This is a genomic window from Mitsuaria sp. RG, from assembly GCF_028369275.1.
In the GTDB taxonomy this organism is placed as follows: domain Bacteria; phylum Pseudomonadota; class Gammaproteobacteria; order Pseudomonadales; family Pseudomonadaceae; genus Aquipseudomonas; species Aquipseudomonas peradeniyensis.
The window spans coordinates 108487-130732 of the sequence record NZ_JAQMYQ010000001.1 but is presented as its reverse complement, the minus strand read 5'-3'; the positions used below and the strand labels follow the sequence as shown (position 1 = coordinate 130732).

Below are 22246 nucleotides of genomic sequence, written 5' to 3'. Positions count from 1 at the left end.
CAGGTTCAGGTTTGGCGTGGGAGCGGGCTTGCCCCGCGATGCTTTGCAGTGCCGGATCAATACTCGATCCGCACATCCCCCTTCGGCACGCTGCAGCACGACAGGATGTAGCCCTCGGCCTCATCCTCCTCGGTAATCCCGCCGTTGTGCTCCATCTCCACCTCGCCGCCGAGCTTGAGCACCTTGCAGGTGCCGCAGATACCCATGCCGCAGGCCTTGGGAATCATCAGCCCGACCTTGGCCGCCGCCGCATGCACGGTCTCGCCCGGGGCCACGCGGATACTCTTGTCGCTGCCGACGAACTCCACCAGGTTGAGGTCGGCCACATCCACTTCCGGCGCATCGGCAGCCGCCTCGGCATGCTCCACCGCGTCAGCCTTGGCCTCAGGCGGCGTCGCGCCGAACGATTCCTCGTGGTAGTTCTTCATGTCGAAACCGACGGCTTCGAGCATGCGCTTGACCGCGCTCATATAGGGCGTCGGGCCGCAGCAGAAGATGGTCCGCTCGAGGTAATCCGGGGCGATCAGCTCCATCAGCCGCTGGTTCAGGTAGCCGCGATAACCGGCCCACGGCTCGCCCAGCCCGTGCTTCTCGCAGATGATGTGCAGGCTGAAGTTGGGGATGCGCGAGGCCATCTGCTCCAGCTCGCGGTGGTAGATGATGTCCTTCGGCGAACGGGCGCTGTGCACGAAGACCATGTCGACGTTGGCGTTGGTGTCATAGAACCAGCGGGCCATGGACATCACCGGGGTGATGCCGACGCCGCCCGAGAGGTACAGCACCTTGCCCGCCGGGAAATCGATGGCGTTGAACAACCCCACCGGCCCGTGCACCGGCAGCTCGGCGCCCTCATGCATGGTGTCGTGGAGGAAGTTCGACACCAGCCCGCCCGGCACGCGCTTAACGGTGATGGAGAAACTGTAGGGCACCGACGGCGAACTGGAGATGGTGTACGAACGCATAACCGGCTTGCCTTCGATCTCCAGCTCGAGGGTGACGAACTGCCCGGGCTTGAAGAAGAACATGATCGGCTGGTCGGCCATGAAGCAGAAGGTGCGCACGTCCCAGGTTTCCTGGATAACCTTGACGCAACGCACGATGTGGCGGCCATTGGCCCAGGTCTGGGTGGTAACCGGATTGAGGAAGGTATCGGACATGTTCATCTCCAGCAGCCGACTGTCGGCCATTCTTATGGCTCCGATAATGCGCAAGCGCACCGCGCCGTACATTCCCATCCGCGACATCGGCGTGCTTATCGCGACCAGCCCCGCGCTACAAGGGTTGGCGCGTCGGAATTCGATGCGGCCATGTCGCCCGTGGATATGGTCCTTTCCCAGCCCGGACGCACACTCCTCGGCAAAACAACAGGCTGTTTATCGCGAACAACAGCCTTGCGGCACTACAACAACGATTAGCCACTTCAGCCGGCCGCACGCGGCCCCGAGGACCACACGATGGACGTCACCGCAACCCTGAGCCTGGGCGATCCACTGGAACCTGCACGCAAGGCCACCGCCGAGATGCTGCAGACCCGCGAGCGCACCTACTCGCTGCCGCAGCCGTTCTACTGCGACGAGCGCCTGTTCCAGATCGACATGCAGGAGATCTTCCACAAGGAATGGCTGATCGCTGGCATGGTTTGCGAGATCCCGACCAAGGGCAACTACATCACCCTGCAGATCGGCAAGAACCCGATCATCGTGATTCGCGGTGCCGAAGGTAAGGTGCATGCCTTCCACAACGTCTGCCGCCACCGCGGCTCGCGCCTGTGCGTCAGCGACAAAGGCAAGGTGGCCAAGCTGGTCTGCCACTACCACCAGTGGACCTACGAACTCGATGGTCGCCTGCTGTTCGCCGGCACCGAGATGGGCGCCGACTTCGACATGAACCAGTACGGCCTAAAGCCCGTGAACGTGAAGGTGGCCGGCGGCTACATCTTCATCAGCCTGGCCGAGAACCCGCCGGCCATCGACGAGTTCCTCGCCACCCTCGACCACTACATGGAACCCTACGACATGGAGAACACCAAGGTGGCGGTGCAGACCACCTTGATGGAGAAGGCCAACTGGAAACTGGTGTTGGAGAACAACCGCGAATGCTACCACTGCAGCGGCTCGCACCCCGAATTACTGAAGACCCTGCTGGAGTGGGACGACACCAACGACCCTCGCGCCAGCCAGGAATTCAAGGATCACGTCGCCGCCTCGGCCGCCGCCTGGGAAGCCGAGAAGATTCCGTACCTGCACAAGAGCCATGGCCTGCGTAACCGCATCGTGCGCATGCCGCTGCTCAAGGGCACCGTGTCGATGACCATGGACGGCAAGCAGGCCTGCCAGAAGCTGATGGGCCGTATCAAGAACCCGGACCTGGGCTCGATGCGCATCCTGCACCTGCCGCATTCGTGGAACCACTGCATGGGCGACCACATGATCGTGTTCACCGTGTGGCCGATCAGCGCCCAGGAGACCATGGTCACCACCAAATGGCTGGTGCACAAGGATGCGGTGGAGGGCGTCGATTACAACCCCGAGGACATGCGCAAGGTGTGGGACGCCACCAACGACCAGGATCGGCGGTTGGCGGAGGAGAACCAGCGGGGCATCAACTCCACGGCGTACCAGCCGGGGCCTTACTCGAAAACCTATGAGTTTGGGGTGGTGAACTTCATCGACTGGTATAGCCAGCGGCTGTTGAACAATCTGGGGGCGGAGCCGGCGGCTTATCTGAGGGAAGTGCAGGCTCAATGAGGTAGTAGAAGGGTACAGTCGACTACTTGTCTCAAAGGGCCGCATTGCGGCCCTTTGAGTGGAGCGGGTTTACACCTGGTCACTCATATCAATCGCTCAGGTCGCGTATTTCATGCTTTTTGCTTTGGGGGCTTCTAGGCGGGGAAGCACTGTCCTGGCCTCCTCCAGACACATGGCCTAGATCAGGTTGCGTGACAACCCCGACCCTTCTTCGCCGAAGACCAGACCCAGTGTTGACTCGCGGTCGAACACCATTTTCGAGGTCAATAGTTTGAGTCCCTTGTTCTCTGGTGGAGGGTGGAGGGTTAATCAAAGCTGCACCTCCAGACTCTACATCCACCGATGGTTCATTGACTCCACGGAAGTAAGCCCTCACGTTTGCTTGTACATTTTTTGCTGGCTCAGCACCGGGTGCAAGAGAACTCACTATTGCCTTCCCAGCGGTGGCTATGGCGCCAGTAGCAGTTGACGCCACAACCATCAAGTCTGCGCCAGTTACTCCAAGCGCATTCACCGCCTGCGCCACGAATGCCACGAACGGAGCGGTAATCGCCGCCCTATTCAGCGCGACACCCAACTCGTCTTGCGGGGGCGGACTCGTGAGCGTCGCGCCAAGTGAAACTGCATTGGTGGTGATAAAGAAGCCGGCTTTGGCCGCAGTGTAAGGATCAACGACAATATGACCTGTCGGATCACGCCGGTCGACCGGATTGCCCCTACAGTAGCAATAGGCATTGAGCCCCCCTCCGCCAAAGGGGCTCCACGAATCCCCACTGAGAAAGCGCATGAGCCTGGTGCTGTAGACGCGATAACTGCCCAGCACATAGCCATCCAGGGCTTGCTCGAAAGGCTGACCGGTGAAGCCCAATGCCGTGGGGAACGAGGATGGCGACCTTTGTCCATAAGGTGTGTAGGCTGCGGCGATCCTGTTGGTGGAGCGCTGAACCAGGAGAGGACTCTGCAGTCTGTCGCTCGCTATTAGCGTTGGCGTAGCCATTGGGTGCACCTTTGCTGTGCAGATTGCGTGCTATTAATCGATTGGACGATAAGAGAAACGGGAAAAATATCAGTCCAACTGAATATTCATGCCTGTCGACAAGCACCTAGAACTTGGCCATACAGGTAAAAACAGGACTTTCAAACAAAAACTTACCGCACAAAAATCCACTCAAGACAACAACAGCCCTTGCCATATTTATCGACAAGCAGCAATTCTGACCAGCGCTATATGTAACTCGAAACTTCTAAAGTTAGTTTTCGCGCCACCCTACCGCTCCCTGATCAACTTTGAACTTGGCCATGTACCTAGCCGCTCGCGGCCAACCTGAAGCTCAGAATATTCACCTCCGTCATTGCTTGCCGCAATAGCCTCACCCTCTACATCTTTGACGGGAAGCTCAGAGAATCTTCCAACCGCCTTAGACTTAGCATATCGACCAATTTCCGACATGCTTTTCTCTACTTTCGCCATCTCACTGGAGATATCAGAACTCATAATTTCCATTGTGGCCACCTGAACAAGAACAGTTAGACGCTCCTTGCTAAACTCATTGCCCACCCCCTTACTTCTGTCCAAGAAGCCCTCCGACTTATCAATCAATTTTCTCATATTTACCAACTCCTTTTTTAACTCACTATATCTAAACTTGAATAGAGATATGAGCCGATCAAAAAAACTTGAATCCCCCTTATCAGTCAAAGTTACCATCGACCCTGAAAACCGCCCCTGTGTTTGACCTGAGCGATCATGCCAATTTATGGGGTCCCCCCCACAATATACATAACAGTTTATCCCCCCCTTTCCGAATGGACTGAGTCGATCAGGCGAGTTAAACCGCATCAGGTTCGGATTGAGTGCTCGACGGCCGTGCCCTGCCATGTAACAAGCCATAGTTTTTTCAAGCGGCAGCCCTGTGTACCCGATGCAGGCCAGATCTGTATGGGATAAGCTATGGCCGTAGGGTGTATAGGAAATTATTCTCTCAGAGTGACCATCAGCAGCCGTCAACCGGCTGTGTTGTTGATCACATCCAAGGATCAGGGAAGATGAGAGCACGTCAAAACTCCTAGCTGCGGCACTGAAACCGCTCTACAAGTAGGTTGCACGTATTTTATTTAGCTTTGTTGCCATTTCGAATTTCGTCTCCGCTGGCTTGGACACTATTACCCATCAAGGCCTGCCCCACCCCGCCCCCACTAGGTGGTCCTCCAAACGTTTCCATCCTACTCTGTCGGCGACTGATTGCCTTATTATTCGCTGCTATTAATTTCTGCCCCTCTGTTAGTTCACCACCTGTAACCATACTTAGACCCGGCGAAGGCGGCGGGGATATGTCATCGCTTAAGATCTGAATTACCTTTTTGACTCCGCCCTTCTTGATCACCCAGTATCCAGCACCAACTGCAACAACGGTAGCGATTCCTGCGTTGATCACTGTTGTCCAATCAGCCATGTCGTTAGCCAGGCTATCTTGTCCGCTACCGTCCGGGCTTGAGGAGGCCGCATTATATTGCATGCGAGCAGCATTCATTCCAAGTGCAGCAACAGTACCAGTAGCCGTATCAACAACCCAGTCCACGGCAGATGGAAGCTGTCTCGTCACAACAGATTTGACGACATTCACGCCCAGTACAACTAACCCAGGTGTATTGCCTGCAGCCGTCACTATAAAATTTGGAATATTTCCGCTTGGATCGTTCCTGTTAATTGGATCACCTTGACAGTAGGCATAACTATTCACCCCGCCTCCCCCAAACGGACTCATCACATCGGCAGAGAAAAACCGCATCAAAGACGGACTAAAAACACGATGACCATTACCCAGCAGGTAACAGCCCAACTCGAACTCTCGCAGTTGGCCAGTGAACCCCGTTATCGATGCTCCTTTCGGCGCGGGGCGCAAGCCGTAGGGTGTGTAGGCGACCGGTGTCCGACCTGACGAAGTCATCGTTGTATGTGGGCTTTGCAGCCTGTCTGCGGCGAGCAAACATTTCCGGGCCATGTGCTTGTGCTCTATGGGCTGATTGGAATCAAGCTAGCATTGCCGTTGTGCTGAGAAAACTGACAAAAATGCCAGGTCTCCATGACCGGAAGTGCCTGATCGCGGGCTTTATCCACAGCCATTCCAGTAGACTGGACGACATAGTTTGAATGATTGGGGTTTCTGAATTGGTCAAAAAACAACCAACAGCTTACAAGCCTTTGAAAGCGTGGGGTTCAGACAAAACCGAACATGTTTTCCACAGATGGACCAACAGAGAATGTTGATAAGGCAGACCCGGAATCTTGCAGGCCTGTGGATAGCGTCATGAAGCGCTTTTGTTCCAAGACTTTAGCCACGATGACGAAGGACTGATCAAAAAACATCCATCACCCTCCAACCCAATGGATTCAATGCCTGTAGATAAATCCAAACATGTTGTCCACAGGGCCACCAACAGCGATTGTGAGCAACTTCGCTGGTAACTGGCACTACAGTTGGGTTGTGCCTCTCACCGAACTGAGCATTTTTTGATCTATCCTCTGTAGGCCTTTAATTTCAATGGCTCTGGCAATTCACGAACATTTTATACACAGCCTGGCAAACAGATTCAGTGGGCAAGTGACGGAGCGGGTTCGAATCGATGTCAGCCGTGCTGGATTCCGAGGATAGTTATGCACAGGGATCAGCGCGGCTATGGTGGAGCGCAAACAGTGGCCCCCTGTGGGAGCGGGTTTACCCGCGAAACGAGCACTGCGGTGCCTGGCACCAGCTTCGCTGGTATTCGCGGGTAAACCCGCTCCCACAGGGGATGTGATCTGGCCTAATGATTTTGGACACCTTCATCGGGCGTTATGAGCTTGTGGATGGTGTTTACCGCCTATCAGCGCAGAACACCCTCCTCCACCAGCAGCTTCAGGATCGCCTCGGCGCCCTCCTGTGGCGACACATCCTTGAGCACCTTGCCGCCCCCGCCACTGGCCTTGGCCGTAGCGGCTTTCATGCGGTCCGCACCACTCTTGGCCTTGATCACCTTGAGCCGCTTGGGCCTTGGCCTGGCCGGTTGCAGGGCATCCTCGGCCAGCAGCGGATCCTTGATCAGCGCCACGTTACGCGCCGCCAACACCCCACGTCGCGCCGGGCCGAAGGCCGATTGCCGAGGCTTGGGCGCGGCGTTATCCACAGTTGCCAGCAACGGCAGGCGCACCTTCAAGCGACGCCGTTGGCCCCTTGGCAAGGCTTGCAGCACCTGGGCGGTGCCGTTGTCGATGGACTCGACCTCGGCCAGCCCCACCACCAGTGGCCAGCCCAGTTTCTCCGCCAGCAGGAACGGCAACATCCCCGAACCCTCACCGGTTTCCGCCTGGCTGCCAGTCAGCACCAGCTGTGCTCCCGCGTCACGCAGATAGTCGCCGAGCACACCCAGCACATCGGCGCCGGCAGGCTGTTCCAGCACATCCAGATGCTCCAGCCCCATGCCCAGGTAGGCACGCAGCGCCTCTTCGCGAGGATCGCCGGCATGCACCACCTGCAAGTTATCCCCAGCCAGTTGCAGGCCCAGCTCCACGGCGCGGGCATCCTGCTCGGCGCGGCGGGCGCGGCCGGAGCTGGGGTGGGCGCCGATCGAGACCAGGCTGATGACTTTAATACTCATGCTCGCTGCCCCTACGCCGCGTCGCGCTGGCCGCCGCTGCGGAAGTTGTCCACAGCCTCGATCAGCGCCTTGAGAATCGCCGAGCTGTCGCCAATCACCGACAGGTCGGCCCGTTTGATCATGTCGCAGCCCGGGTCCATGTTGATCGCCACCACCTTGTCGCAGGCACCGATGCCCTGCAGGTGCTGGATGGCGCCGGATATACCCACGGCCACGTAGACCCGCGCCGTGACCCAGGTACCGGTGGCGCCGACCTGGCGGTTGCGCGGCATGAAGCCGTCGTCCACCGCCACCCGCGACGCACCCTCGGTGGCGCCGAGGGCCGCGGTGGCCCGGTGATACAGGTCCCAGTCCTTGACGCCGTTGCCACCGGAGACGATGAACTCGGCCTCGGCCATGGCGATGGCGGCCGGGTCGACGGCCACTGAGCCCAGGTCTTCGATACGCGACAGGCTGCGCGCCACGCCTGTGGACAACTCCACCGGCAGCGCTTCGTGACGGGTTTCGCTGACCGGCTCGGCACATTCGGCGGCGGCCAGGATCAACCGCGGCACACTGCGCTGGATATCCTGCTGGCCGGCACCGGCGCGACTGATGCATTGGCCATCCTTGACCTGCCACACCCGCGTCGCCGGGCGTTCGCCTAGCGCGGCGGCCAGGCGGCGTCCCAGTTCGCCGCCGCCGGTACGGCTGTCGGGCAACAGCCAGTGGTGCGGCGCGAATTGGTTATCCACAGCCCGCAGGCCCTGGACCAGTTGCTCCGGTGCATAACCTGCGAAGGCCTCGCCCTCGATGACCAGCAACCGATCAACGCCGGCTGTGGAAAAGTTGTTTTCCTTGTGCTCGCCGAACACGACGGCCAACACCGCGCCATCGCTACCGGCAAGGCTATGGGCAAGGCCCAGCAGGTCGCGGTCGTGGCTGCCCAGGCGGCCACCGACCATGTCCGGCACCACGGCAATGTAGAAGGCCGGTTGCACCACAGTGTGCAGCGGCAACTGCACTTCGGCGGCCGCACTGCGTCGCCCGCCGACACCGGTGCCCTGCTGGGCGCCGCTGCGGTCGATGCGCTTGAGGCCGCTGGGGCCGATGAAGCCGGCGGCGATCGCGTGCGGGTTCTTGCGGATAATGCCGTGGGGGCCCATCCAGCTCGTCTGTTGCGTCTGCATCGCCGCGTGCAGCGGGTGCAGGCGGTTACGGGCGATCCACTCGGCGCGTGGGTCGCGGCGGATGATGTCGCTCATCAGTGCACCTCCGCAGGTTCACGTTTGGCGGCCTGCGACTTCGGGGTTGCAGGGGTTTGGTCTTCGATCAGCACATCAGCCACCAACTCGGCCAGGTCCTTGATCTGCGGACGCGGTTCGACCACGCCTTCGAGCATCGCCGTGCACTGTGGACAACCCACCGCCACCAGCTCGGCCTCGGTTTCGCGGATATCGTCCATGCGCATGTCGGGAATACGCTGCTTGCCGGGAATATCAGTGATCGGCGCACCGCCACCACCGCCGCAGCAGCGGGAGCGGAAGCCCGAGCGCTGCATCTCGCGCACTTCGATACCCAGCGCCTTGAGCACTTCGCGCGGGGCTTCGTATTCGCCGTTGTAGCGGCCCAGGTAGCACGGGTCGTGGTAGGTGACACTGCCGCCCTTGTGCTGGCCGAGGTTGAGCTTGTTCGCGGCGATCAGCTCGGCGATGTAGGTGCTGTGGTGCTGCACCTGGTAGTCGCCGCCGAGGGCGCCGTACTCGTTCTTCAGCACATGGAAGCTGTGCGGATCGCAGGTGACGATGCGCTGGAACTGGTACCTGGCCAGGGTCTGTATGTTGCGCTTGGCCAGTTGCTGGAAGGTCGCCTCGTCGCCCAGGCGCCGGGCCACGTCACCGCTGTCGCGCTCCTCAAGGCCGAGCACGGCGAAGTCCACGCCCGAAGCCTTGAGCACTTTGACGAAGGCCCGCAGGGTGCGCTGGTTGCGCATGTCGAAGGCGCCGTCGCCGACCCAGAACAGCACCTCGGTGCGCTTCACCTCGGACATCAGCTTGAGGTTGAGGTCGGCCGCCCAGTTCATCCGCCCGCCCGGGGCGAAACCGCCAGGGTTGTCGGTGGCGATCAGATTGTCCAGCACCTCGGCGCCCTTGTTCGGCGTGGCGCCCTTTTCCAGGGTCAGGTGGCGGCGCATGTCGACGATGGCATCGACATGCTCGATCATCATCGGGCATTCCTCGACGCAGGCGCGGCAGGTGGTGCACGACCACAGCGTCTCGGCATCCACCAGGCCGTTGACGATCGGCTGGTGCGGATGGCCGCCATGCTCGCCGACCGCCTTGCCGGGGTAAGGGCTGCCAGCGAACTGCGCGTCGGTGCCACCGGCCAGGCCGATGACCATGTCCTGGATGAGTTTCTTCGGGTTCAGCGGCTGGCCGGCGGCGAACGCCGGGCACATGGCCTCGCACTTGCCGCACTGCACGCAGGCGTCGAAACCGAGCAGTTGGTTCCAGGTGAAATCGACCGGTTTCTCCACGCCCAGCGGTGCGTTGGGGTCTTCGAGGTCCAGCGGCTTGAGGCCGGTGGAGCGGCCACCGCCGAAGCGCTCGGCGCGGCGGTGCCAAGCCAGGTGCAGGGCACCAGCGAAGGCGTGCTTCATCGGGCCGCCCCAGGTCATGCCGAAGAACAGCTCGGACACGCCCCACAGCACGCCAACGCCCAGCAAGGCGACCAGCACCCAGCCACCGGTCCCTTCCGGCAGGATGCCGGCAACCGGCAGCGTGGCGATGAAGAAGCTCGCCGCGAACATCAGCAGGCTTTTCGGCAGGCGCATCCATGGGCCCTTGGACAGGCGCGAAGGCGGATTGAGCCGGCGTTTGAAGACGAAGAGCGCGCCCGTGAACATGATCAGCGTGGCCACCAGCAAGGCGTAGCCGAGGATCTTGCTGTGCAGGCCGAAGCCATGCACCAGGATCGCCAGCACGGCCGACAGCACGAAGCCGCCTGCGGTGGCGACGTGGGTCTTGGACATGTACTTGTCGCGCTCGACCACATGGTGCAGGTCCACCAGGTAGCGCCGCGGCATGGCCAGCAGGCCACCAATCAGGTCAACCTTGCTAGGCCGCCCGCGCCGCCACATGCGCACCCGGCGCAGGGCGCCGAGCACCGCCAGGCCGAGGGCGGTGAACAGCAGGATGGGTAAGAGGGTGTTCAACATGGGAGGCTCCCACAAACAGCTAGAATCCTGCGCCGCTCTCAAGGGCGGCACCGACCCCTGTAGGAGCGGCCTTGTGTCGCGAAAGGGTCGCGAAGCGGCCCCAGCATTCTCAGCGCTGACAAATTGCTGGGGCCGCTGCGCAGCCCTTTCGCGACACAAGGCCGCTCCTACAGGGGGCCAATCCCGCCTCTAGAGAGGCGGTGCGATCAGAAGTCCTTGCACAAGCGCAAGGCGTCATAGATCGCCGCATGCACGTTGCGCTGGGCCACGCAGTCACCGATGCGATACAGCAGGTAACCCTCGCCCGGCTGGCTGAGGATCGGCTGCGGCTTGATGGCGAACAGCGCCTCCACGTCGATCTGGCCCTTGTTGCGCGAGCCGTCCTTGAGCGCGTAGTACAGCTGCTCGTCAGGGCGCACACCGTTCTCCACCACCACCTGATCGACCACGCGCTCTTCCTTGGCGCCGGTGTACTCGTTCTCGAGCACCGCCACCAGCTTGTCGCCCTCGCGATAGACCTTTTCCAGCATCATGTCGCCGGTCATGATCACTTCCTTGGGGTACATGCTGCGGTAGTAGGTCGGGAAGCTCGTGCCGCCCATGGCCACGCCCGGCTTGATGTCGTCGGTGACGATCTCGACCTGGCTGCCCTTGTCGGCGATGAAGTCGGCCACCGACATGCCGGTGAACTCGCAGATGGTGTCGTACACCAGCACGTTCTTGCCCGGCGCCACCTTGCCATCCAGCACATCCCAGCTGCTCACCACCAGCCCTTCGGCGGCACCCCAGTGCTCGTTCTGCTCGAGGAACGAATGGCCGCCCACCGCCAGCACGATGATGTCCGGGCGCAGGTCCTGGATGGTGTCCACATCCGCGGCGGTCCCCAGGCGCAGGTCGACCTTGAGGCGGGCGAACTCCAGCTGGTACCAGCGGGTGATGCCGGCGATCTGGTCGCGCTGCGGCGCCTTGGCGGCGATGGTGATCTGCCCGCCGATCTGGTCTTTCTTCTCGAACACGGTGACGTCGTGGCCACGCTCGGCGGCGACGCGGGCCGCCTCCATGCCGGCCGGGCCTGCGCCAACCACCACCACCTTGCGCTTCGGCCCGGTGGATTTCTCGATGATGTGCGGCACGCCCATGTATTCACGGGAGGTCGCGGCGTTCTGGATGCACAGCACATCCAGGCCCTGGTACTGACGGTCGATGCAGTAGTTGGCACCGACGCACTGCTTGATCTGGTCGACCTGGCCCATCTTGATCTTGGCGATCAGGTGCGGGTCGGCGATGTGCGCGCGGGTCATGCCGACCATGTCGACGTAGCCGCCTTCGAGGATGCGCGTTGCCTGGTTCGGGTCCTTGATGTTCTGCGCGTGCAGCACCGGGACCTTGACCACTTCCTTGATGCCGGCCGCCAGGTGCAGGAAGGGCTCAGGCGGGTAGCTCATGTTGGGGATGACGTTGGCCAGGGTGTTGTGGGTGTCGCAGCCCGAGCCGACCACGCCGATGAAATCGAGCATGCCGGTGGCGTCGTAGTAGGCGGCGATCTGCTTCATGTCCTCGTGGCTCAGGCCATCGGGGTGGAACTCGTCGCCGCAGATGCGCATGCCCACGCAGAAGTCGTCACCGACTTCCTTGCGCACGGCCTTGAGCACTTCCAGGCCAAATTTCATGCGGCCTTCGAAGGTGCCGCCCCACTCGTCGGTACGCTTGTTGACCCGTGGGCTCCAGAACTGGTCGATCATGTGCTGGTGCACGGCCGACAGCTCGACACCATCCAGGCCGCCCTCCTTGGCACGACGCGCCGCTTGCGCGTAGTTGCCGATCACCCGCCAGATCTCCTCCACCTCGATGGTCTTGCAGGTGGCGCGGTGCACCGGTTCGCGAATGCCCGACGGCGACATCAGGGTCGGCCAGTTGAAGCCGTCCCAGCGCGAGCGACGGCCCATGTGGGTAATCTGGATCATGATCTTGGCGCCATGCTTGTGCATGGCGTCGGCGAGGTTCTGGAAGTGCGGGATGATGCGGTCGGTAGACAGGTTCACCGACGACCACCACTCCTGCGGGCTGTCGATGGCCACCACCGACGAGCCGCCGCAGATGGCCAGGCCGATGCCGCCCTTGGCCTTCTCTTCGTAGTACTTCACGTAGCGGTCGGTGGTCATGCCGCCGTCGGTGGCGTAGACCTCGGCGTGCGCGGTGCTGAGCACACGGTTGCGGACGGTCAGCTTGCCGATCTGGATCGGCTGGAACATTGCTTCGAAGGCCATGACGCTATCTCCGGCTTACAACGGCTTTGTAACGAACAGGCCATCTTCGTGGCCTTCTTCCGACCCACCGTAGACCTGCTCGGCCACGGTACGGATCGAGCTGCCGCGGGCAGCGAGAATCTGGTCCATGGCCCCGGCGAACCAGCCGGTGAACATGTAGTCGACCTTGCGGCCGCACTTGCCATAGACGTACACGAATGCGGAGTGCTTGAGCTTGACGCTGCAGGTGCCTTTTTCCAGGTCGATGTCCTGGATCTGGAACAGGCCCCAACCACGCTGGGACAGGCGCTTCATGTAGTGCTCGAACACCGCCACGCCTTCCAGGCCATGGCATTCGGCCTCTTTCTCGCACCAGTGCCAGGCGGACTTGTAGCCGGCCTTGTAGAGGATCTCGGCGTACTTGTCGGCGCCCAGCACCTCCTCGATGCCCATGTGGTTGTTGACGAAGAAATGCCGCGGCACGTAGAGCATCGGCAGGGCATCGCTGGTCCAGACACCGGTCTCGCTGTCGACTTCGATTGGCAATTGCGGGGCGATCTTGGCCATGGAAACTCAACTCCATAAAATTTTTTGTTTGGATGCCCCGGCGTTGCTGGCAGGGGCTTTCAGGCTTGGAGAGCGGCTTTATTCGCCCCACACATCCTTGAGGATGCTGACCCAGTTCTCGCCCATGATCTTGCGCACCACGCGTTCGGAGTGGCCGCGTTTGAGCAGGGTTTCGGTCAGGTTGGGGAACTCGCCGACGGTACGGATACCCAGCGGGTTGATGATCTTGCCGAAGTTGGTCAGGCGCCGGGCGTAGCCCTTGTCGTGGGTCAGGTACTCAAAGAAGTCCTGGCCGTGGCCCTGGGTGAAGTCGGTGCCAATGCCGATGGCATCCTCGCCTACGATGTTCATGGTGTACTCGATGGCCTCGGCGTAGTCGTCGATGGTCGAGTCGATGCCCTTGGCGAGGAACGGCGCGAACATGGTCACGCCGACGAAGCCGCCGTGGTCGGCAATGAACTTAAGCTCTGCGTCGGACTTGTTGCGTGGGTGTTCTTTGAGGCCCGATGGCAGGCAGTGGGAATAGCAGACCGGCTTCTTCGACTCGAGGATGACTTCTTCGGAGGTCTTGGAGCCGACGTGGGACAGGTCGCACATGATGCCGACGCGGTTCATCTCGGCGACGATCTCGCGGCCGAAGCCCGACAGGCCACCATCACGCTCGTAGCAACCGGTGCCCACCAGGTTCTGGGTGTTGTAGCACATCTGCACGATACCCACGCCCAGTTGCTTGAACACGTCGACATAGGCGATCTGGTCCTCGAACGCATGGGCGTTCTGGAAGCCGAAGAGGATGCCGGTCTTGCCCAGCTCCTTGGCCTTGCGGATGTCGGCGGTGGTGCGCACCGGCATCACCAGGTCGCTGTTGTCACGGATCAGCTTCTGGCTGGACGCGATATTGTCGACGGTGGCCTTGAAGCCCTCCCACACCGAGACCGTGCAGTTGGCCGCGGTCAGCCCGCCCTTGCGCATGTCCTCGAACAGCTCGCGGTTCCATTTGGCAATGATCAGGCCGTCGATGACGATGCTGTCGGCGTGAAGTTCGGCTGGGCTCATCAGGCTGTCCCCTTTTATTGAAGTCTGCATGCGCCGAACCTTGTGCCGGCGCTTTGGGGCCAGCATATGCCTGCCGCCCGAGGCGCCCCGATGCAAAAACGACAGGGGGTTTGCCGAAAGCGTCAAAGCCCGACAGGGCACGCTCTGGCCTGCGCCTCGCAGATGAGAGCCAGTCTCGACAACTGCCTTTGCAAGCCTTTGATGAACATTTCGTCAGGGAGCTATCGCCGCGCCCGAGGCTGAGCGAGAATCCCGGCGATTCGTCAGCCTGTTCAGGAGAAAACGGATGAAATCAATGGCATGGCTGGTCCTGCTGGCCGTCGCGTGCGGCGCTCAGGCCGCCGAAGAAGAAAGCACGCCCTGCGACAACGTCGAGAGCGACCAGCAGGGCTATGCCTGCGCGGCCTACAACAAGCAGACCGCCGAGCGCGAGCTGAAGGCTGCCTACGATGACTTGATGCAACGCATCCGCGACCAGTACGCCGACGAAAGCGACAAGGCCGGTGCGCTGACCGGGCGTATGGAGGCAGCCGAGAAGCTGTGGGCGCAATTGCGCGATGCCGACTGCAAGGTCGAGACCTATGCCGAAAAGCCAGGCAGCAAGGCGTTCGAGGCGGCATGGAACACCTGTGTAGCGCAGCGTAGCGATGAGCGGTCGGAGTATCTGCAGACCATTGGTCAACAGGAACACCGCGTTGTGCCGTTTTAACCTGTAGGAGCGGCCTCGTGCCGCGAAAGGGCCGCGAAGCGGCCCTGGCAATATCAGCTTGATGCACGATTCATGGGGGCGCTTCGCACCCCTTTCGCGGCACGAGGCCGCTCCTACAAAGGTCCTGGGCCCGGTCTCAAACTACCTTGGCCAGTCGATCCTCCCGCGGACACCGCTCGAACCGCGTCCGATAGCAGCGGGTGAAATACGACGCCGACTCGAATCCGCACGCCACCGCCACCTCCAGCACGCTCATGTCGGTCTGGCGCAGCAACTGGCGGGCCTTGTCCAGCCGCAGCCGCAGGTAGAAACCACTGGGCGTGTCGTCCAGGTACAAGCGAAACAGCCGCTCCAACTGACGCCGGGTCACCTGCACGCCATCGGCCAGCACCTGGGTGTTGAGCGGCAGCTCGGTATTGCGCTCCATCTCACCGATCACCTTCACCAGCTTCTTGTTGCGCAGCCCGTAGCGCGTGGCGATCTCCATGCGCTGGTGGTCCTGGCGCGGACGGATGCGCCCTAGCACAAACTGCTCGGAAACCTGCACCGCCAGCTCGCTGCCGTGGGCCTGGGCGATCAGGTCGAGCATCAGGTCGATGGAGGCCGTGCCGCCGGCACAGGTGATGCGCCTGCGGTCGATCTCGAACAGCTCCTGGGTCGCCTGCAGGCGTGGATAGCGCTCCTTGAACGCCTCCAGCGCCTCCCAGTGCAGGGTCGCCCGGTGACCGTCGAGCAGGCCGGCCTCAGCCAGCACCATCGCGCCCGTGTCGATGCCCCCGAGCACCACGCCTTCATGGTCGAGGCGGCGCAGCGTCTGTTGCAGCGCCGATCCATAGCACGCCAGTGGCTCGAAGCCGGCCACCAGCAGCAACAGTCGCCCATGCCCACCCTCCCCCAGCGCGCCGTCGGCATTCACCGACATGCCGTTGCTGGCCTCTACCGCGCCACCGTCCAGGCTCAGTACACGCCAGCGGTACAACGGGCCACGAAATCGATTGGCCACGCGCAGCGGCTCGATGGCACTGATGAAACCCATGGCGGAAAAGCCGGGTAGCAACAGGAAGTCTATGGTTTCCGGCATCGCATGCTCCGCGCAAAGGTGGTCGCCTCCGTGCAAGTGTTAGTCGCCAGGGTGCGATTTTCCACCCTGCTGGCAGCGTAGCGTGTTCTCACGGCCCGCAGAGGCCGGACCCATAACAATATGCACTGCCGATGGAGAGCCACCATGCAACGCTTTATCCGCCGCAGCCTGTTGTCCCTCGCGCTCAGCACCACCGTAGCCGCTCCCCTGTTCGCCGCCGAACCCGCCGTCTGCAAGGACGTGCGCCTGGGCGTGGTCAACTGGACCGACGTGATCGCCACCAGCGCCATGGCCCAGGTGCTGCTCGATGGCCTGGGCTACCAGACCAAGCAGACCAGCGCCTCGCAGCAGATCATCTTCGCTGGCATCCGCGACAAGCGCCTGGACATGTTCCTCGGGTACTGGAACCCGATCATGACCCAGACCATCACCCCGTTCATCCAGGCCAAGCAGGTCAAGGTCCTCGACAAGCCCAGCCTGGAAGACGCCCGCGCCACCCTGGCCGTGCCGAAATACCTGGCCGACAAGGGCCTGAAGACGTTCGCCGACATCCACAAGTTCCAGAAGGAGCTGGGCGGCAAGATCTACGGCATCGAGCCAGGCTCCGGCGCCAATACCCAGATCAAGGCGATGATCAGCAAGAACCAGTTCGACCTGGGCAAGTTCCAGCTGGTCGAGTCGAGCGAGGCCGGCATGCTTGCCGCGGTGGATCGCGCGGTACGGCGCAAGGAGGCGGTGGTGTTCTTCGGCTGGGCGCCGCACCCGATGAACGTCAACATCGACATGGTCTATCTCGGCGACAGCCAGGATGCCCTGGGCCCGGACGAAGGCCGCGCCACGGTGTGGACGGTGACCGCGCCGGACTATGCCGAACGCTGCCCCAACGCTCACCGCCTGCTGGCCAACCTGAGTTTCAGCGCCGAGGACGAGAGCCGGATGATGCAGCCGCTGCTCGATCACAAGGACGCGCTGGAGTCCGCCCGCCAGTGGCTCAAGGACCACCCCGAGGACAAGGCCCGCTGGCTTGACGGGGTAACGACCTTCGATGGCAAGCCCGCCGCGGACAACCTCAAGCTCACTACCAACTGACCAGTCAACCCGGTCGCTGTAGGAGCGGCCTTGTGCCGCGAAAGGGCTGCGCGGCAGCCCCAGGATTTATGTGGCGCTGCTGAGCTTCTGTGGCCGCTTTGCGGCCATTTCGCGGCACAAGGCCGCTCCTACAGAAATCTATCGCCCAAATCATTACCAGGAATCCACCATGAACCACGACGTCATCATCACCTGCGCCCTCACCGGCGCCGGCGACACGGTCGCCAAGAGCCACCTGGTCCCGGTCACCCCGAAACAGATCGCCGAATCCGCCGTGGAAGCCGCCAAGGCCGGCGCCACCGTGGTCCACTGCCACGTTCGAGATCCGCAAACCGGCCGCTTCAGCCGCGACGTCAACCTCTACCGCGAAGTGATGGAGCGCATCCGCGAGGCTGACATCGACATCATCGTCAACCTCACCGCCGGCATGGGCGGCGACCTGGAGATCGGCCCCGGCGAGTCGCCCATGGAGTTCGGACCAGGCACCGACCTGATCGGCCCATTGGAGCGCCTGGCCCACGTCGAGGCGCTGCTGCCGGAAATCTGCACCCTCGACTGCGGCACCCTCAATTTCGGCGATGGTAACGCCATCTACGTCTCCACCCCGGCCCAGCTGCGGGCGGGCGCCAAACGCATTACCGAGCTGGGTGTGAAGGCCGAACTGGAAATCTTCGACACCGGCCACCTGTGGTTCGCCAAGCAGATGATCAAGGAAGGCCTGCTGGACGACCCGCTGTTCCAGCTGTGCCTGGGCATCCCTTGGGGCGCGCCGGCCGATACCACCACCATGAAGGCGATGGTCGACAACCTGCCCGCCGACGTCACCTGGGCCGGTTTCGGTATCGGCCGCATGCAGATGCCCATGGCCGCCCAGGCCGTGCTGCTCGGCGGCAACGTCCGGGTAGGGCTGGAAGACAACCTGTACCTGGACCGTGGCGTGCTGGCCAGCAACGGCCAGTTGGTGGAACGGGCGGCGGAAATCATCACCCGCATGGGTGCCCGCGTGCTCACCCCGGCCGAAGGCCGGGAAAAGATGAACCTCAAGCGTCGCTGAGCCCCCGCAGATCATGGGGATCTTGTGGGAGCGGGCTTGCCCCGCGAAACAGGCACCGTGCCGGATGGCACCGGCTTGGCCGGTGATCGCGGGCCAAGCCTGCTCCCACGCGTGCACGACACATCATTGATCAACGTTCCGCAGGAGCCAGATATGCCTTTCATTACCGACATCAAGACCTTCGCCGCCCTGGGTAGCGGCGTGATCGGCAGCGGCTGGGTTGCCCGCGCCCTGGCCCATGGCCTGGACGTGATCGCCTGGGATCCGGCGCCGGGCGCCGAGGAGGCCCTGCGCAAGCGCATCGCCAATGCCTGGCCGGCCCTGGAGAAGCAGGGCCTGGCGCCCGGCGCCTCGCAGGATCGCCTGACCTTTGTCGCCACCATCGAGGCGTGCGTGCGCGACGCCGATTTCATCCAGGAGAGTGCACCCGAACGCCTGGACCTCAAGCTCGACCTGCACGCGAAGATCAGCGCCGCCGCCAAGCCCAACGCGATCATCGGCTCCAGCACCTCGGGCCTGCTGCCCAGCGAGTTCTACGAGTCGGCCACCCATCCCGAGCGCTGCGTGGTGGGCCACCCCTTCAACCCGGTGTACCTGTTGCCACTGGTGGAGATCGTCGGTGGCCGCAATACCAGCCCGGACGCCATCGAGGCGGCGAAAACCATCTACACCGCGCTGGGCATGCGCCCACTGCATGTGCGCAAGGAAGTCCCCGGCTTTATCGCCGACCGCCTGCTCGAAGCGCTCTGGCGCGAGGCCCTGCACCTGGTCAACGACGGTGTCGCCAGCACCGGCGAGATCGACGACGCGATCCGCTTCGGCGCCGGTCTGCGCTGGTCGTTCATGGGCACCTTCCTTACCTACACCCTGGCCGGTGGCGACGCCGGCATGCGCCACTTCATGGCCCAGTTCGGCCCGGCGCTCAAGCTGCCCTGGACTTACCTGCCGGCACCGGAGCTGACTGACAAGCTGATCGACGATGTGGTGGAAGGTACCTCGGAGCAGTTGGGTGAACGCAGCATCGCCGCGCTGGAGCGCTATCGTGATGACACCCTGCTGGCGGTGCTGGAGGCGGTCAGTTCCAGCAAAGCCAGTCACGGCATGGCCTTCGGCGACTGAGGAGAACACGATGCCCGCCCTGATCACCTACCGTACCCGGGTGTTGCCGGAATGGGTCGACTACAACGGCCACCTGCGTGATGCCTATTACCTGCTGATCTTCAGCTACGCCACCGATGCGCTGATGGAACGCATCGGCCTGGACGCCGATGCTCGTGGCCAGAGCGGGCATTCGCTGTTCACCCTGGAGGCACACATCAACTACCTGCACGAGGTGAAGCTCGATACCGAGGTGTGGGTGCAGACGCAGGTCATCGGCTTCGACAGGAAGCGCCTGCATCTGTACCACAGCCTGCACCGGGAGGGGTTCGACGAGGCCTTGGCGGCCAGTGAACAGATGCTGCTGCATGTGGATCTGGCGGGGCCGAAGTCGGCGCCGTTTGGCGAGCACAGTGTTGCGCTGCTGCAGGGCCTGATGGATGAGCAGCGTGATCTGCAGGCACCACAGTTTGTCGGGCGCGTGCTGGGGTTACCTGCTGGCTGACAGATCCTGGGGGCGCTTTGCGCCCCATTCGCGGCACAAGGCCGCTCCTACAGCGGGTTTGCGTAACCTCTGTAGGAGCGGCCTTGTGCCGCGAAAGGGCTGCGCAGCAGCCCCCACCGCTCTCAAAAAAACAACCCCGGAAAGCCGTGAGCATCCGGGGCCAAGAGCGAGCAACATCCACTGTGCATGAAGTGAGGGTGACCAAGCCCTCGGTGCCGTGAATGACTTCAGTGTGCGGCCTTCCTTCCCCGACGATTTAGCCGTAAACGACCTGTTCTTAGCCAAAGCGGCCATCGCGACAATCCGCCCTTGCCGCCCTGGCGCGTCGGACACAGAATCGATGGCAAACAACAGCGGCGAAGGACATTAGTCATGATGCATGCGGACTTGATCGACCAGGACGACCTGCTGGGCCAGCTGCGCTCGCGGGGTTTCGACATTCCGGCCGGCGCCAGCGCCGAGCAGGCCTGCGAGGTGGTGATACGCGGGCTGACCGAGCCCAATGCGCGGGCCCTGAAGGGCATGGTCGAGCAGATGTACACCGGCAGCGCGACGATCCTGCCGGCCGTGCGCCAGGCCATCGACAAGCAGTTGCTGCCGGCGTTGGCGCAGTTCAACAAGCGCGCCTGAAGCACTGACTGGCCCTTTGTAGGAGCGGCCTTGTGCCGCGAAAGGGCTGCGCAGCAGCCCCAGGAGCTTAGCGTTGATGCCTAGATTGCTGGGGCTGCTTTGCAGCCCTTTCGCGGCACAAGGCCGCTCCTACAGGGGGCCAGTTTTCAGCTACAGGCGCACGCTGGCAAAGGTCGACTCATTACGCGCCTGACTCAGCGCCGCCATCGGCCCGCTGTGCGGCGACAGGGCCATGGCCTGCGGAATCGGCATCATCGCCACCTGCTGGGTGGTGTTCGAACCCACGCGCTCGTCACGCGGCGGGATGCCAAAGTACTCGCGGTAGCACTTGGAGAAGTGCGGCGTGGACACGAACCCGCACACCGACGCCACTTCGATGATCGACATCGGCGTCTGCTTGAGCAACTGCCGGGCACGGATCAGGCGCAGCTTGAGGTAGTAGCGCGAAGGCGAGCAGTGCAGGTACTTCTGGAACAATCGCTCGAGCTGACGCCGCGACACCGCCACGTACACCGCCAATTCGTCCAGGTCGATCGGCTCCTCGAGGTTGGCTTCCATCAGCGCGACGATTTCCTGCAGCTTCGGCTGATTGGTGCCGAGCATGTGCTTGAGCGGCACGCGCTGGTGGTCCTGCTCGTTGCGGATGCGCTCGTAGACGAACATCTCGGAGATCGCCGCCGACAGCTCGCGGCCATGATCGCGGCTGATCAGGTGCAGCATCATGTCCAACGGCGCGGTGCCGCCGGAGCTGGTGAAGCGGTTGCGGTCGAGGGTGAACAGGCGGGTGCTCATGTTCACCCGGGGGTAGGCTTCCTGCATCGCCGCCAGGCATTCCCAGTGCACGCTGCAGTCGAAGCCGTCGAGCAGGCCGGCGCAGGCCAGCGCCCAGCTGCCGGTGCACACCGCGCCCAGGCGGCGCGACTGGCGGGCCTGGGCCTGCAGCCAGGTGACGTGCTCGCGGGTGACGGTGCGCTGGATGCCCACGCCGCCGCAGACGATCACCGTGTCCATGGGCGGTGCGTTGTGCATCGCCGCGTCCGGGGTGATCTGCAGGCCATCACTGGCCCATACCTGGCCACCGTCGACGGTCAGCGTGTGCCAGCGGTACAGCTCGCGACCGGACAGCTGGTTGGCCATGCGCAGGGGTTCGACGGCCGAGGCCAGGGAGATGAGGGTGAAGTTGTCCAGCAGGAGAAAGCCGATGGACTGGGGTGCTGTGCGGTTCTGGGTTGGGTTCCCGGAGGTGTACGACGTCATCGCGATTTCTCCTCACACAATGCAGGGTGTGCCTCAGGCGAGCACTGTTCTTGTAATGGCCCCGTTTCGTATGCAGGGGCTTTGCCAATCTCAACGCAAATGGCATGCCTGAAATTGAACGCTCATCCAATAAAACCCAAAAACGACGTCGGCATGCGCCTTCCAGCGGGCCGGGGGATGAGCGTCAGGTCAAACGCAAACGGGCGCGCCAGCGCCCCTGCGCGTCACCGCTGAGCAATTCGGTAGCACTTGTGGGAAGGTTGCCCAGATGCGACAGACTTGAGTGTCACCGACAATGACCCTGCTGGTAACGACAGGCGACGGCCGGTAGATGACAACCGATGCGCCAGAATGTGGCGCATCGGTCAGGCGTGGG

Annotated in this window: 19 protein-coding genes and 1 pseudogene; 7 read left to right on the top strand and 13 right to left on the bottom strand. The window is 62.3% G+C overall.

Translation table 11 applies throughout. From position 1 onward, the window contains the following. Nucleotides 1–56 precede the first annotated feature (56 nt). Entirely contained in the window at nt 57–1157 is a 1101-nt protein-coding gene (gene gbcB / locus POF53_RS00600) for a glycine betaine monooxygenase reductase subunit (protein ID WP_232855098.1), read from the bottom strand. A gap of 297 nt (nt 1158–1454) precedes the next feature. Between gbcB and gbca the strand changes: the two genes are divergently transcribed. Beyond that, complete coding sequence (gene gbca / locus POF53_RS00595) at nt 1455–2747, top strand: glycine betaine monooxygenase oxygenase subunit (RefSeq protein WP_186712615.1); 1293 nt, start codon at nt 1455–1457, stop codon at nt 2745–2747. A gap of 88 nt (nt 2748–2835) precedes the next feature. On the opposite strand, the gene POF53_RS00590 is transcribed toward gbca, so the two are convergent. The 10 genes and pseudogenes from POF53_RS00590 to POF53_RS00545 all read right to left on the bottom strand — a co-directional run bounded on the left by POF53_RS00590 (nt 2836) and on the right by POF53_RS00545 (nt 14447). After that, the gene (locus POF53_RS00590; protein WP_498965857.1) at nt 2836–3744 is read right to left on the bottom strand and encodes an RHS repeat-associated core domain-containing protein; all 909 of its coding nucleotides are present in this window, start codon (nt 3742–3744) and stop codon (nt 2836–2838) included. Between the two features lie 270 nt (nt 3745–4014). Beyond that, the gene (locus POF53_RS00585) at nt 4015–4356 is read right to left on the bottom strand and encodes a hypothetical protein (protein WP_232855099.1); all 342 of its coding nucleotides are present in this window, start codon (nt 4354–4356) and stop codon (nt 4015–4017) included. A gap of 135 nt (nt 4357–4491) precedes the next feature. After that, nucleotides 4492–4803, bottom strand: a pseudogene (locus POF53_RS00580) (RHS repeat-associated core domain-containing protein); the annotation flags it as partial. Between the two features lie 55 nt (nt 4804–4858). Next, a complete protein-coding gene (locus POF53_RS00575) occupies nt 4859–5695 on the bottom strand; it encodes an RHS repeat-associated core domain-containing protein (RefSeq protein ID WP_232855026.1) in 837 nt (278 codons plus the stop codon). Nucleotides 5696–6611: 916 nt separating this feature from the next. Next, on the bottom strand, nt 6612–7382 hold the full coding sequence (gene etfB, locus POF53_RS00570; RefSeq protein WP_498965854.1) for an electron transfer flavoprotein subunit beta: 771 nt from the start codon (nt 7380–7382) through the stop codon (nt 6612–6614). A gap of 11 nt (nt 7383–7393) precedes the next feature. Then, on the bottom strand, nt 7394–8626 hold the full coding sequence (gene etfA / locus POF53_RS00565) for an electron transfer flavoprotein subunit alpha (RefSeq protein ID WP_498965852.1): 1233 nt from the start codon (nt 8624–8626) through the stop codon (nt 7394–7396). Further along, a complete protein-coding gene (gene dgcB / locus POF53_RS00560) occupies nt 8626–10578 on the bottom strand; it encodes a dimethylglycine demethylation protein DgcB (RefSeq protein WP_475859997.1) in 1953 nt (650 codons plus the stop codon). Before dgcB ends, etfA begins: the two co-directional genes overlap by 1 nt. 206 nt (nt 10579–10784) lie before the next feature. Continuing rightward, nucleotides 10785–12845 (bottom strand): dimethylglycine demethylation protein DgcA, encoded by a 2061-nt coding sequence (gene dgcA / locus POF53_RS00555; protein WP_232855022.1) that lies wholly within the window; start codon nt 12843–12845, stop codon nt 10785–10787. A gap of 15 nt (nt 12846–12860) precedes the next feature. Next, the gene (locus POF53_RS00550) at nt 12861–13382 is read right to left on the bottom strand and encodes a DUF5943 domain-containing protein (RefSeq protein ID WP_498966039.1); all 522 of its coding nucleotides are present in this window, start codon (nt 13380–13382) and stop codon (nt 12861–12863) included. A gap of 87 nt (nt 13383–13469) precedes the next feature. After that, nucleotides 13470–14447 carry a dipeptidase gene (locus POF53_RS00545; RefSeq protein WP_050703428.1) on the bottom strand — a complete coding sequence of 326 codons (978 nt, stop codon included), beginning with the start codon at nt 14445–14447 and terminating at the stop codon, nt 13470–13472. A 286-nt stretch (nt 14448–14733) separates the two neighbouring features. Here POF53_RS00545 and POF53_RS00540 point away from each other — a divergent pair, with 286 nt between their 5' ends. After that, nucleotides 14734–15156: a lysozyme inhibitor LprI family protein gene (locus POF53_RS00540; protein WP_203649728.1), complete on the top strand. Its 423-nt coding sequence runs from the start codon at nt 14734–14736 to the stop codon at nt 15154–15156. Between the two features lie 136 nt (nt 15157–15292). On the opposite strand, the gene POF53_RS00535 is transcribed toward POF53_RS00540, so the two are convergent. Further along, on the bottom strand, nt 15293–16237 hold the full coding sequence (locus POF53_RS00535) for a GlxA family transcriptional regulator (RefSeq protein ID WP_203649726.1): 945 nt from the start codon (nt 16235–16237) through the stop codon (nt 15293–15295). Between the two features lie 144 nt (nt 16238–16381). Here POF53_RS00535 and choX point away from each other — a divergent pair, with 144 nt between their 5' ends. The 5 genes from choX (at nt 16382) to POF53_RS00510 (ending at nt 20613) form a co-directional block, all read left to right on the top strand. Continuing rightward, complete coding sequence (gene choX / locus POF53_RS00530; protein WP_498965848.1) at nt 16382–17326, top strand: choline ABC transporter substrate-binding protein; 945 nt, start codon at nt 16382–16384, stop codon at nt 17324–17326. Between the two features lie 169 nt (nt 17327–17495). Continuing rightward, on the top strand, nt 17496–18380 hold the full coding sequence (cdhC, locus tag POF53_RS00525) for a 3-dehydrocarnitine:acetyl-CoA trimethylamine transferase CdhC (protein WP_254464421.1): 885 nt from the start codon (nt 17496–17498) through the stop codon (nt 18378–18380). Between the two features lie 153 nt (nt 18381–18533). Then, entirely contained in the window at nt 18534–19499 is a 966-nt protein-coding gene (locus POF53_RS00520; protein WP_234560634.1) for an L-carnitine dehydrogenase, read from the top strand. 10 nt (nt 19500–19509) lie between these two features. Beyond that, on the top strand, nt 19510–19983 hold the full coding sequence (locus POF53_RS00515; protein ID WP_203649712.1) for a thioesterase family protein: 474 nt from the start codon (nt 19510–19512) through the stop codon (nt 19981–19983). 372 nt (nt 19984–20355) lie between these two features. After that, nucleotides 20356–20613 (top strand): hypothetical protein, encoded by a 258-nt coding sequence (locus tag POF53_RS00510; RefSeq protein ID WP_028688456.1) that lies wholly within the window; start codon nt 20356–20358, stop codon nt 20611–20613. Between the two features lie 150 nt (nt 20614–20763). Here POF53_RS00510 and gbdR read toward each other — a convergent pair whose 3' ends face one another. Next, nucleotides 20764–21870, bottom strand: coding sequence for a choline metabolism transcriptional regulator GbdR (gene gbdR / locus POF53_RS00505; protein WP_050703415.1), 1107 nt, complete (start codon nt 21868–21870; stop codon nt 20764–20766). Nucleotides 21871–22246: the final 376 nt, after the last annotated feature.